At 61.8% G+C, this 12664-nt stretch carries 13 protein-coding genes; 6 read left to right on the forward strand and 7 right to left on the reverse strand.

The features are described 5' to 3' along the window. From ACILSL_RS14460 to ACILSL_RS14475, 4 genes are all read right to left on the reverse strand, one after another. Nucleotides 1-453 (reverse strand): hypothetical protein (locus tag ACILSL_RS14460; RefSeq protein WP_395732752.1); only part of this gene is annotated, 453 nt, incomplete at its 3' end. Nucleotides 454-693: 240 nt separating this feature from the next. Then, the gene (locus ACILSL_RS14465; RefSeq protein WP_395732753.1) at nucleotides 694-834 is read right to left on the reverse strand and encodes a hypothetical protein; all 141 of its coding nucleotides are present in this window, start codon (nucleotides 832-834) and stop codon (nucleotides 694-696) included. A gap of 285 nt (nucleotides 835-1119) precedes the next feature. Then, nucleotides 1120-2460: a hypothetical protein gene (locus tag ACILSL_RS14470; protein ID WP_395732754.1), complete on the reverse strand. Its 1341-nt coding sequence runs from the start codon at nucleotides 2458-2460 to the stop codon at nucleotides 1120-1122. Nucleotides 2461-2956: 496 nt separating this feature from the next. Then, entirely contained in the window at nucleotides 2957-5017 is a 2061-nt protein-coding gene (locus tag ACILSL_RS14475; RefSeq protein WP_395732755.1) for a sodium-translocating pyrophosphatase, read from the reverse strand. A gap of 349 nt (nucleotides 5018-5366) precedes the next feature. On the opposite strand from ACILSL_RS14475, the gene ACILSL_RS14480 reads away from it, so the two are divergent. Next, nucleotides 5367-5840, forward strand: a complete 474-nt coding sequence (locus ACILSL_RS14480; RefSeq protein ID WP_395732756.1) for a nucleoside deaminase — start codon at nucleotides 5367-5369, stop codon at nucleotides 5838-5840. A gap of 416 nt (nucleotides 5841-6256) precedes the next feature. Then, entirely contained in the window at nucleotides 6257-6706 is a 450-nt protein-coding gene (locus ACILSL_RS14485) for a hypothetical protein (protein ID WP_395732757.1), read from the forward strand. Nucleotides 6707-6762: 56 nt separating this feature from the next. Here the strand turns inward: ACILSL_RS14485 and ACILSL_RS14490 are convergent, their stop codons facing one another. From ACILSL_RS14490 to ACILSL_RS14500, 3 genes are read right to left on the reverse strand one after another with little or no spacing between them, the layout of a single operon-like run. Continuing rightward, nucleotides 6763-7821 (reverse strand): peptidyl-prolyl cis-trans isomerase, encoded by a 1059-nt coding sequence (locus ACILSL_RS14490; protein WP_395732758.1) that lies wholly within the window; start codon nucleotides 7819-7821, stop codon nucleotides 6763-6765. 57 nt (nucleotides 7822-7878) lie between these two features. Continuing rightward, nucleotides 7879-8577, reverse strand: coding sequence for a DUF488 family protein (locus tag ACILSL_RS14495; RefSeq protein WP_395732759.1), 699 nt, complete (start codon nucleotides 8575-8577; stop codon nucleotides 7879-7881). Then, the gene (locus tag ACILSL_RS14500) at nucleotides 8574-8960 is read right to left on the reverse strand and encodes a DUF302 domain-containing protein (protein WP_395732760.1); all 387 of its coding nucleotides are present in this window, start codon (nucleotides 8958-8960) and stop codon (nucleotides 8574-8576) included. Before ACILSL_RS14500 ends, ACILSL_RS14495 begins: the two co-directional genes overlap by 4 nt. A gap of 140 nt (nucleotides 8961-9100) precedes the next feature. Here ACILSL_RS14500 and ACILSL_RS14505 point away from each other — a divergent pair, with 140 nt between their 5' ends. From ACILSL_RS14505 to ACILSL_RS14520, 4 genes are all read left to right on the forward strand, one after another. Then, on the forward strand, nucleotides 9101-9376 hold the full coding sequence (locus ACILSL_RS14505; protein WP_395732761.1) for a hypothetical protein: 276 nt from the start codon (nucleotides 9101-9103) through the stop codon (nucleotides 9374-9376). Continuing rightward, nucleotides 9373-9837 carry a periplasmic heavy metal sensor gene (locus ACILSL_RS14510; RefSeq protein WP_395732762.1) on the forward strand — a complete coding sequence of 155 codons (465 nt, stop codon included), beginning with the start codon at nucleotides 9373-9375 and terminating at the stop codon, nucleotides 9835-9837. The genes ACILSL_RS14505 and ACILSL_RS14510 overlap by 4 nt, the downstream gene beginning before the upstream one ends. Continuing rightward, complete coding sequence (locus ACILSL_RS14515) at nucleotides 9812-10423, forward strand: RNA polymerase sigma factor (protein WP_395732763.1); 612 nt, start codon at nucleotides 9812-9814, stop codon at nucleotides 10421-10423. Before ACILSL_RS14510 ends, ACILSL_RS14515 begins: the two co-directional genes overlap by 26 nt. 88 nt (nucleotides 10424-10511) lie before the next feature. Continuing rightward, complete coding sequence (locus ACILSL_RS14520) at nucleotides 10512-12614, forward strand: TonB-dependent receptor (RefSeq protein ID WP_395732764.1); 2103 nt, start codon at nucleotides 10512-10514, stop codon at nucleotides 12612-12614. The last annotated feature ends 50 nt before the right edge of the window (nucleotides 12615-12664 follow it).

Genomic DNA, 12664 nt, shown 5'->3' on the forward strand with positions numbered 1-12664 from the left:
CTCCAGCAGCGGGATCCCGCTCTCCAGCCGGTGGATCTCCTCCCGCGCCTTGATCGCGCACGCATCATGGCACTCCTGCTTGCTCGTAAAGGCCCCGCTGATCGCCATGCTCCCCAGCCGCGAAAGCATCGAGCCATCATGCACCAGAAACTCCTGCAGCGGCCGGATGTCCCCCTTCAGCGCATAGTTGGGAATCGCCCGCAGCTGGCTCACCACCGCGCTCGGCATGATCACCTGCTCCCGCAGCTGCAGCCACGCCATGATCGACGCCCCGATGGCCGACATCGAACAAATCACAATCAGCCCCATCACAAAGCCCCCCGTCGAGAGGAACTCATAGACCAGCTGCAGCCCCGAGGGCGCAGCCTTTTCAGTGGCCTCAGCAGCAGCTGTGGCAGCCGCCGCCAGCATGGGAGTGGCAGAAGCGAGGAGTTCAGTAAATAAGGGCATCATATTGAATTTTCAGGCGCTCAGGATCATTCATCGGCAGCGAAGGGATCACATCAAGAGGCATCCGCGGTATGTCCGCATCCTTGATCACCCGCAAGATAAATAAAGTGAGAACCCGGCACATCTGCCACTGGTTTTCCACCCGCCCGGACACCTTGAGGCCGTACCGGCTCCACGGCGGCAGCTTCCCCCCACACCGCTCTTCACCCGCCGGAGTGCCCGCAGAAAGAGCATGCCCACGATCTACAGCACATCCGGCATGCACGCCTGCGCATCAAGCCTCCGCCCCGCGAGCAGGGTCATCGAGAGCGCAAAGCAGCCCAGCAGCATATTGAGCCCCATCAGACAAAATTCGGCGGCGGTCAGGTCAGTTATGAAGGACATTGAATTCGACTTTCAAGTGTTTGGAATCATTTTTGGCCACCACGGCATCCCCGCAGCCTTGATGGCATGCAAGGTCGCCTCGATGCGCACCGGTTAAGGCAGCCTGACATTCACGGCACGAACATACTCAACCTTGCCTTTTTATTGACGGAAAACACGATTTCCATTTCCCCGGCCGGCACACCGCCCCCCGCCGCAGGTGCCAGCAGACATGCCGCTACCCCTCCCCCCTGCCCCCCTGCCCTCGACCTGCCGGTGGCAGCGCGTCAGGGGATGGCCAGGCTGTCACTGGTAATCGATCAGCCCGTTGTAATTCATTTTGAAGCGCCCCTCATCCTCCTCTGGGAGCAAAGGCAGCACATCATCGGGAATCGGTGGGATTTCCGCATCCTGGATCGCCCGCACCGTCACCTCGGTCAGCAGGGGGTTGGAATCCTTGTCATCCGTCACCCGCAGCCCTTCCACTTTGCCCTTCTTGTTGATGTAAAAACGAATCTCGATGTACCCGGGATGCCGCGCATCCCCTCGCAGATGAAGATACTGATGCCACTTCCTTTCGATCTGGCCTGTCACCTGCCGGTAGTAGCGCCCCAGCGGCGTCGATTTCGCATCCACCGAGTCCTCCAGGCCACGGTTGGCAATCGTGCCCTTCGTCTCTGACCGGCGCGTGTAGGGGTTGAAGGCGTTCGGGTCCGCGTTCTTCGTCGTCCGCTTCACCGCCTCATCCTCCACCACCGGCAGCGCTTTCGGGATGGGCTTCTCCTGCGGAGTCGGCGGCGGCATGTCCTGCGCTATCTCAGGCTTCTTCGGCACCGGCTCCGTCTTCGGCGGCGCGTCAGGCCTCTTCTCCATCGGGTCCGGTTTCTTCACGTCCAGCGGCAGCCGGTTCAGGTCCACCTTCGCCAGCTCCTTGTCCGCCTCCTCCATCATCTTCGTCAGCGGCGTCTTGTCAGGCTCCACCTTCGCCATCTTCTGCGTCTCCGCAGCCTTTTCCGCCTCCGTCTTGGTCGGCTCCTGCTTGGCGGTCTCCGGCGTCATTTCCGTCGGTTTGGGCGGCTGCGGCGGTGCGGCATTCTTCGGCTTCAAGATCGAAGGCGGGGCCTCTGGCGTGGGCGGCGCCGGCGGCTTCGGGCTCAGCATCGCCACCTCGGGCGGCTGCGACTTCGGCCGCGCATCATCCTTCAGGTCCCCATCGCGGTAGTCACGGTCCGCCAGCTCACGCATTTGCCTCTTCTGGCCGTCCATCGAAGGCAGCGGCTCAGTCCCATCCGGAGACGGGGCCTTCGTGGTGGAGGCGTGCGTGTTCCGGTCCGCGATGAACGCCGGCTTGTTCGGTGCCGTGTCCGAGCCCTCATTCTGCGCCGTGCGGATGTACACCTGCCGCTCCGGCTTCGGTTTAGGCGGCGGTGGCGTCGTCAGGAACTGCTCAGGAAACAGCAGCACCTCCTCCTCCTTTTTCTCCACCTTCGGCGGCTGGTGCGCCTCCAGCCACAGCCGGTGCGCCGCCTCGCTCGCAAACATCCACGCCAGCAGCACCAGCAAAAGCGCATGCACCACCACCGTGCCGGTGATGGCAATGCGCAGGTTGCTGCTGCGTTGGTTATCGATGGGATAAAAGTCAGTCACAATGCCGGGCGAACACAGGGAGGAACGCCGCCCCCAATATAGTGCGCTCCCAGTCTTGAGAATCAAATGCTGATTGAGCAGGCTCACACCCCACCTCCCCCTCTCATCCCCAGACTCGTACTCGCTCCAATCCCCCAGCTCCCCGGCCATCCTCCACCGCCCCCCTTCGCGCGGCCCCACCGCTGGTAGGGACGCGTTGTGCGCGTCCCCAGAATCCTTCGTCCCACCACAGCCCGCCAGCCAAGCCGCCATCCCCCTTTCCTACAGCCCCCGCCCACAGTCCCTCCACCATTGATTCGCCACACTCACCCTCCGGGCTCACTCCGTTCGTCTACCTCTTTACGCTCGGTTCCACCCCTCCAGTAATCCTGAAATTCTGCCATCCTGTTAATCCTGTCCATCGACACCGCCTCGCACTCCACCACTCCACCGCCCCCGCCATAAAAAAAGGGGCCCCCATCGCTGGAGGCCCCTCTCATTTAGACTCTTCAGGCGATCACTTCACCACCGCCTTGAACGCGATCGGGATGACCAGAATCGCCAGGATGTTCACCACCTTGATCATCGGGTTCACGGCAGGACCGGCGGTATCCTTGTAAGGATCACCCACCGTGTCGCCCGTCACCGCCGCCTGATGCGCAAAGCTGCCCTTGCCGCCGTGGTTGCCTTCTTCGATGAACTTCTTCGCATTGTCCCACGCGCCACCGGCGCTCGTCATCGAAATGCCCACAAACAGACCCGTCACGATCGTGCCGATCAGCACCCCGCCCAGCGCTTCCATGCCCAGGAACGACACCGCGATCACAAAGATCAGCGGCAGCAGCGCCGGCACAATCATCTGGCCCAGGGCCGCCTTCGTCACGATGTCCACGCACTGCGCATAGTCAGGCGTGTCCGCACCCGTCAGGATGCCAGGCTTCGCCGTGATCTGGCGGCGCACCTCGCGCACCACCGCACCCGCCGCATTGCCCACCGCGCTCATGCAGAAAGACGTAAACAGGAACGGCAGCAGCCCGCCGATGAACATCCCGATCACCACCCGGTGGTCCATCAGGTCAAAGCTCACCTTGTGCCCCACAAAGGCCTGCAAGTCTTCCACATACGAGCCAAACAGCACCATCGCCGCCAAGCCCGCGCTCGCGATCGCGTAGCCCTTCGTCACCGCCTTCATCGTGTTGCCCACGGCATCCAGTTCGTCCGTGATCTTGCGCACGCCTTCTGGCAGACCCGCCATCACCGCGATACCGCCCGCGTTGTCCGTGATCGGACCAAACGCATCCAAAGAAATCACAATGCCCGACAGCGACAGCATGGACACCACCGCGATCGCGATGCCATACAGGCCCGCCAGATCATAGCAGCCCCAGATCGCCGCAGCGATCGCCAGCACCGGCAGCAGCGTCGCCTGGTTCCCGATGCTGATCCCCGCGATGATGTTCGTCGCCGGGCCTGTTTCGGAAGCCTTCGCAATCAAGCGCACCGGCTTGTGGTGCGTGCTCGTGTAGTAGTTCGTGATCCACACCACCAGCAGCGTCATCACCAGACCCACCGCCGCGCAGTAAAACAGGTTCGTGCTCGAAACCGCCAGCTCACCGATCTTGATCCCCGCAGGGAAGATCGCCGCTGTGGACCACCAGAACAGCGCCGAAGCCACGATGCCAGACACCGCCACCCCGCACACCAGGGACGCCGTCGCCTCCTGCTTGATGAAGTTCACCCAGCCGATGCCGATCAGCGAAGCAATGATCGCCAGACCGCACAGCACAAACGGGTAAACCACCGCCGCCTCAGTGCCCACCGTCAGGTGGCCCACCAGCACGCCGCCGATCAGGCTCACCGCATACGTTTCGAAAACGTCCGCCGCCATCCCCGCGCAGTCCCCCACGTTGTCGCCCACGTTGTCCGCGATCGTCGCCGGATTGCGCGGATCATCTTCATTCAGATTCTGCTCATTCTTGCCCACCAGGTCCGCGCCCACATCAGCCGCCTTGGTATAAATACCGCCGCCCAGACGAGCAAACACACTGATCAGCGAGCTGCCCAGCGCCAGACCCACCAGCGAGTCGATAGCGTGCTTTGCATGCGCCCCCGTGCCGCGCACCACCAGGTAAAACACACCCACTGAGAGCAGTCCCAGCGCCACCACCAGGAGGCCCGTCACCGCACCGCCATTGAAGGCCACCTTCAGCGCCGGATGGCTCCCCACGGAGGCCGCCTGCGCCGTGCGCACGTTCGCCCGCACCGCGATCATCATCCCGATGTAGCCAGCCGCCAGCGAGCACACCGCGCCCACCACAAAACCCGCCGCCGTCAGGCCGCCGCGCAGCCACCACACCGCCGCAAACACCACGACCGCGATCAGGCTCACCGCCATCACCTGCCGGTTCAGGTACGCCTTCGCCCCCTGCTGGATCGCGCTCGCGATCTCCGTCATCTTCTCATTACCCGCATCCGCCCCCACGACCTTTTTGATCAGGATGAAAGCAAAAACAAGCCCCACAATAGAGAGGGCGATGGCGAGGGCGATGCCGTTGGTCAGCAAAAAGGATGGAGGCATGAGTGAATATGGGTCGGTTGGTTGATCCGTGGCGGGTAAAGCCGCGCACTTTAGCAAGTCGCAAATTACAGGCAAGAACTTGCTCCGAGTTTTCTGACTCCTCCCTTTTTTTCTCCCCGCCCCCTCCCAGCCCCCTCCTTAAACAAGCCCCCGCCCCGCCCATCCCCTCCCGCCCCATTTTCCATTCATCCATGCCATCTGCTCCATCATACCAGCCACTCTCTCGTCTCGGCAGCACGTCATTGGATCCCACGTTGCTTTCACTCCAGCCTTCCTGGATATTAACCACCCCGGAATCATTCAGAGCCTGTTATTAACTTCTCGGGAGGATTTGAAACGCACAACTCAGATGAATCCAGACACCGACTTATTGAGGCATGCCATCCAACTTGCCCAACACCACATGGAGGCTGGGCATGGAGGCCCCTTTGGTGCGGTGATCGTTTGCGAGAACCAGATTATTGCCGAGGGATGGAACCAGGTCACGTCGACCAATGATCCAACAGCCCATGCTGAGATTGTCGCCATTCGTTCTGCAGCAGCCAGGCTGGGGAGGTTCTCGCTCGAAGGCTGTACTCTTTTTACCAGCTGCGAGCCATGCCCGATGTGCCTGGCTGCGACCTACTGGGCCAGGGTGGATCGTGTGGTCTATGCCGCCACGAGGCAGGATGCGGCAGCCATCGGCTTCAATGATGAACACCTCTATCGTGAGCTTGCGCTGCCCATCCCTCAAAGAGAGCTCCCAATGGATCAGCTGTTGCGAGACGAAGCGGTGGTGGTCTTGGATGCATGGCAGGCCAAAGCCGACAAGATTCCCTATTGAGGGAATGAGGTCCACGACATGCACGCAGGCGAAAAGCTGGCGGGCGCGACTGAGCTCAGGGGAATTGCGACACTTGTTTCTACTGCGGAGCTTTTCCAGAGCCGGTTAAAAACCGGCGCTCCCAGTACCGAATGCCGCTCCGTGCCAGGCCTAGCTCATGGCTGGGAGCGCTGATGTCCAGATCGGCTCTGGGCGAGCGGTCTGCCAGCCATCATCCACAGCACCCGTCTTTGCATCGCACCGGCAGAAACGCCGCAGAGACCTGAGTTCGGTCCCCACCGGCTGCCTGGCGCAGCGCCCATGGAGTCCGGCGCCGCAGCAGGCGATTCCTCCCGCCGCTCCCTCTTCAAGCACCCCTCCCACTTTGATCTTGTCATTTCCACCTCGTCACGCTGTCATCTCCTCCACACCCGCCGATGAAAGCCCTCTCCCTCACCCTCCTCTCCTTCCTCTGCCTCGCCCTCAGCACAGAGGCGCGCATCGGTGAAACCTTGGACGAATGCATCAAACGCTACGGCGAGCCCGCACAGCGCCCCCAGCCCAAGACCCTGCTCTTTCACAAGTCAGGCATCGCCATCACCTGCTTCTTTGTCGATGGCCTCTGCGTGCAGATCAGCTACAAAAAACTCGACTCCGCCACCCGCTTCAATGAACGCGAAGTGGAGATCCTCCGGATGGCCAATGGCAGCAATTGGCAGCTGCGCCCAGACGCCAGCCGCAACTTTCACTTCTACTGGTCCAATGAAATCTGCGAGTGCCAGTGGGACCGCCACACGGGCCTGCTGCAGTTCGAGGCGCTGGCGGAGAAGAAGCGAAAAGCAGACGAGGTGCGCAACGCGGAGAAGAAACTCCTCGAAGGCTTTTAACCCGCCAGCCTCTCCGCCTCGCAAAGCCCCCCCTTCACCCCGGCGCATCCCCCGCCCTACACCGGCCCCATCCTCTGGATGTCCGCCGCCTCGCGCAGCTGGCTCAGCCGGTTCTCGATCTTTTCCCGCGCCAGCTCCTCCATCAACGACGTTCTCACGATCTCCTTCACGCTCTCAAACGGCCTCGGCTCCGTGTGCTGGATGTCATCCACCCGCAGGATGAGGAAATTGCCCGGCTCCTCCAGCACCGCGCTGAGCTCTCCCTTTTTCATCTTTGCCATCACACCAGCCACCTGATCATTGATGTCTGAAAGTCGTGTCCAGGGCCAGGCACCGCCGTCATCCGCACGGCTGTCCGCGCTGTTCTCACGCGCCATCTCCGCAAAGTCTCCCCCGTTCACCATCCGCGTGCGCAGGCTCTCCGCCAGGGTGCGCGCATTGGCGGTCTTGCCCAGGATCGTCAGCGTGTGGAATTTCACCGACTCCGGCTCACGCCAGCGCTGCAGGTCCTTGTCATAATGCTCCCGCACCATCGCGTCCGTCAACTCAAGGTCATTCGCGATCTTCTCGCGCACCGCGCTCACGATGATCATCCGCTCCCTCAGCTCACGAAATTTCTCAAAGGACACGCCCACCGCGGCGATCTCCGCCATCAATGCCGCGTGATCCCCGTTGAAGGAAAGCTTCGTCACCTGCTGCTCATCATTCTCGATGTCCTCCTTGTTGATGACACCCCCGAGCCTGAAAAACTCATCCTCCAGCAGCTGGAAGTCGATGAGCGCGTTCAGAGCATTGCGGCGGACGTCCGCCAGTTCCTTCTTCAGTCGCACCGGATCATCCGCCAGCTGGGCCCGCAGCATCCGCTCCTGCGCTTTGACCATGGCATCCAGATCGGAGGCATGGATCGGCATCCCGTTCACCTTGGCCACCACACGGTCCTTCGTTGGGCGCTCCTTCGCCGCCTCCGCACCCTGCGCGCCGGACTGGGCAAATCCGCCTAGCACCAGCATCAGCCACAGCGCAGCCACATTCACCGCGCTCCTCACGCGCCAACGGCATCCATTCGGCAAGTTCACCTGGGGCGGGCAATGATCCATGGGAGTGGTCAGGCTCATAACAATGGGATACCATACGTTTCCAAACCGTCGATTAGCACTTGATAGGTTTTAGACCTACCCTCCCGCAGAGCTTGCGGCTGACGTCGATAACGACGGTCCTCTCTGAACTGGCTTGCTGCCCCGGGCTTTCACCGCGCGGCGTTTGGCCGCAGGCTTGGCTGTCACCTCCGTCGCAGCTTCAGCCGGATAAGTGAGGGTGCCGCCCCGGACTTTGGCAAACGGTGTCAGAGAGTGCGGCTGACGCCTCGTCTCGCTCATGATGTCCTCCGTGGGAATGCCACGGACCAGCAGCGCATCCGCCACAAGGGACCGATGGCAGCGCCACGGCACCGCCTCCGCGCACATCACGGCGATCCTCCCCCGCTTCGCCAGCTCGATCAGCTCCTCAAGATTCCGCGCGAATTCGGGCGTCTGCATGTAATCCGCATAGCCGCGAAACGAAGCATTGCGCCAGCCCATGTTCGGCGAGTCGCTTTTCGCATGGCGCAGCCCTCCCAGCCCCGCCATGTGGACATATCCCAGGCCCGCCTCCTTCAAGGAGGCAGGCAGCGAATCCTTGTTAAACTGCGGATTGTGCCGGGATCGTGGCACCGTTCGCACATCCACCACACAGGTGGCTCCGTGAGCTTTCAGCAGAGCCGTGAATTCCTCGATCGTGCGTGTGGAATGCCCGATCGTCAGCACGATCTCAGGGAGCTTTTCCTTGGCCACGCCCCCCTTCACAGGCGCAGCCGTCTTGGGAGTCTTCGTCACCCCGAGGCCGCCTCCGTCATGATTTTGACCAGAGTCTCCTCCACCTCCATCGCCACGCCTTTCAGTTGCGGCGCGTTGAACATGCCCAGCAGCGTCGTAGGCTTCAGGCTGGCCAGCACCGTCCGGCCTCCTTCCTCATACACGGAGATCCGGCACGGCAGCGCCGTGGAGATGCCCATGTTTTCACTGAGCACTTTCTTCGCCTGCTCCGGCTGGCACACTTCGAAGATCAGGCACTCATGGTCAAACTCCACGCCCTTTTTCCACATCGTTTCCTTGAGATCATGCACCTGCATGATGCCGAACTTGTTCGCAGGCACCGCAATCTGCAGCGCCGCAGCCGTCTCTTTCACCGTCTTGCTCGTAGATAATTGGATCATCATAAGATAAGTGGTTGGTAATAGATTACGTCCCATCTGCCCGGGTCGGGGATTTATTTTTCTGGCCGTAAGGGTACTCGGTTCAAGCCGCCCGTTTATTAAAAGGATGCAAAACGGCCAAAGTCTGGCCATAGATGGCCGCCATGAACGATGATGATCTCAACCGCCTGCTCAAACGCGCAGCGACGGCTGCGCCGGCGGCGCTGCCGCCTTCGCTCGAAGGCGCGGTGATGGCACGCGTGCGGACCGATGATGGCCGGGCAAAGCGCCGGCGTGTGTTCGTCCAGTGGCTGCTCATCCTCGCCGCCATTTCCGGCATGCTTGTCGCCGGCATGATCGGATGGACCCTCGCCTCACGTGACACCACGCACACCACTCCCCCGGCCATGAATCTCTTCCGCGAAGGACCGACCCAATGATGACCTCACGTGTCAAATGGCTGCTCATCTCCATGTTCTTCTCCGCGCTCTTTGCCGGCGGCACAGCCTTGTTCGTCACGGACTGGGCGCTGCACCGCCATGGCGAAGGTCACGCACATGACCATGCCGAGGCGGATTTCCATGCATGGATGCATGAGCACCTCGACATCACACCGGAGCAGCATGAAAAACTGGAGCCGATTGAAGCGCAGTTTGAGCAGCAACGCGTGCGGCTGAGGAGCGAGATCCACGCAGCAGGCCTGGAAGTCGCCGCCACGATCGCCGAGGCCAATGTCAACGATGCCCGGCTCAAATCAGCGCTGGAGCGCCTGAACAAGGCCCAGGGCGAACTGCAGCGCATGACGCTGGATCATTTCTTTGCCATGAAGCGCTACCTGCGCCCGGCACAGGCGAACAAACTCCTGGAGTGGACCCATGACAGCCTTGCCCGCCAGCATTGACCTCCTGCTGACGGAGCCGGATGCTGCGACGCTGGAAGACGTGGAGCAGCAGAAGATCCGTGCTGCCCAGGCGGGGGACATGGCGGCGTTTGAATGGCTCGTGCAGCACCATGAGGAGCGGCTGTTCGGCTTCTGCTGCCGCTGGCTGCGCTGCACCGAGGATGCGCGCGAAGTCTGCCAGGACATGTTTGTGCGCGCCTGGCAGGCGCTGCCGGAATTTGAAGGACGTGCGAAGTTTTCCCGCTGGCTGTATCAGATCGCCCTGAACTTGTGCCGGGATCGTTTGAAATCGCGCTCCTCGCGTCAGCGGGAGAAGACCATTGCCCTAGACGATGTCGAAGACTCGCCGCTCTGCCCGCAAAATTCACCGGACGCCAGTGCCGAGCTGAACAGCGACATGCAGAAGCTGGAGCGCGGACTGGCCATGCTCCCGGAAAAACTGCGGGCGGCGCTCATGCTCACCACCATGGAGGGCTTGAGCCATGAAGAATGCGCCGAGGTCCTCAACTGCTCCGTGCGTGGCGTGGAAGGCCGCCTCTATCGTGCGCGGCAGATGCTGCTCCAATGGTGGAACGAAGAGCATTGAGCCTGCCGGCCACGCCAGTTTTCCCCGGTCATTTTATGGGGCGGCGCTCGGAAAATCGTCTGGGAGACGTGACAGCCACTCCTCCCACATGCAGCACCGCCGCTTTCTCCTGATCCCTTTCCTGCTGCTTGCGTGGTCTGCACAGGCGCAGACCGCTCCCGTGGCAGCACCTGGCGCAGGTGCCTCGCTGGCTGAGGAGCTGGCGTTTGAAATGCCCGAGATCGTCATTGAGGGCAAGGCGGAGAGCCTCATCGGCATCGCCACCTCCGCCTCGAAAGGCCAGACCAGCACCAAGGAGCTCATGGCACGTCCCTTCTCAAGTCGTGTCGATTTTCTTGAAAGCATCCCGGGCTTCATCGCCACCCAGCACAGCGGGGATGGCAAGGCAAACCAGTACTACCTGCGCGGCACGAACCTTGATCACGGCACCGACTTTGCGATCTACGTCGATGGCATGCCGGTGAACCTGCGCAACCACGCTCACGGCCAGGGCTATGCGGACACCAATTTCATCATCCCGGAACTGGTCGGTGAGCTGGAGTACTGGAAGGGCACCTACTACGCGCAGCACGGTGATCTCAGCTCCACCGGGGCGGCGCGCTTCAAGCTGCTCGATGCCCTCCCGCAGGGCATCCTCTCCACCACCTGGGGCGAGTACGATTACACGCGCACGCTGATCGCAGATACGATCCAGGCGGGTGCCGGTCAGCTCACCGTGGCCTTGGAGCATCAGTACTACAATGGCCCCTGGGATCTGCCCTCAGACGCCACCCGCTTGAACGGCTTCCTGCGCTGGCACTGGGAGAACGCCAAGGACAAGATCAACCTGACCTTCATGGGCTATCATGGCAAATGGAGGTCCACCGACCAGGTGCCGGTGCGTGCCATGGAAAGCGGCCTGGTCGGTCGTTACGGGAACCTGGACCCAACCGACGGCGGCAATTCACAGCGCTACAGCCTGTCCTTCGACTGGGTGCGCAATGAAGGCCGCACCACCACGCGCGCCAATGCTTACGCGGGCTTCTACGACCTCGATCTGTTCTCCAATTTCACCTTCTACCTGGACAGCCTCGCGCGTGGCGACACCCTGGGCGACCAGTTCGAGCAGAGGGACCACCGCTGGTTTCTCGGCGGCGAACTCGCGCGTGACTGGCGCTTTGATGCCCTGGGCCAGGAGCAGCGTTTCACCCTCGGCGTGCAGTTGCGCACCGACATCATCACCGGCCTCGGCCTCTACAACACCTCTCAGCGTCAGCGCTGGAACACCGTGCGGCAGGATGACATCACCCAGTCCACCTACGGCCTCTACACAGAGGCTGAGCTCAAGCCGGTGCGCTGGCTGCGCATCATCCCCGGTCTGCGCGGCGACGTGTTTCAGTTCAACGTGGAGAAGAGCAACCTCCCCGAGAATGCCGGATCGCTCACCAAGGGCATCGTCAGTCCGAAGCTCAGCATGGTGTTCGGCCCCTGGGCCAAAACAGAGTTCTATGTGAACGCCGGCATGGGCTTTCATAGCAATGACGCACGCGGCGTGAACATCACCACCGATCCCAACACCGGCCTCCCCGCAGACCGCGTCAATCCGCTGGTGCGCACCTACGGCGCCGAGATCGGCATTCGCAACGAGTCCATCCCCAAGCTGGTGAACACACTCTCCTTTTGGATGCTGCACAGCGATTCGGAGCTCATCTACACGGGTGATGCCGGCACCACCCAGCCGGGGGCCGCCTCCATGCGCCAGGGCATCGAGCTCTCCAGCTACTGGCGTCCCAAGGACTGGGTCATGGTCGATATGGAGGCCACCTTGACCAGCGCGCACCTCGTCGACACCGATCCGCCCAATCAAAAGATCCCCAACTCCATTCCATACACCTTCAATGGCGGCATCACCCTCGGCGGCGCGCAGGGCTTCTTCGGCTCGCTGCGTGCCCGTTACTTCGCACCGCGCCCCCTGGATTCCGTGGTGGACGTCAAAACGCGCGAGTCACTTCAGGTCAATGCCCGCCTCGGGTACCGCAAGAACAACTGGGAGATCGCCATGGACTGCCTCAATCTGCTCAACCGCAGCGACTACGATGTGGCCTACTACTATGCCTCCCAGCTCAAAAGTGATGCCGCCCCGGTGGACGGCGTCCACGTGCACCCCATCGAGCCCCGCATGTTTCGCCTCTCGGTGACCTACCGCTTCTGAGCCAGCCACGTTTTTTGCTTGGTGAACAAGAACGCGGCAACACCCGCGCA

The organism is Prosthecobacter sp. (assembly GCF_044222345.1).
In the GTDB taxonomy this organism is placed as follows: Bacteria; Verrucomicrobiota; Verrucomicrobiia; order Verrucomicrobiales; family Verrucomicrobiaceae; genus Prosthecobacter.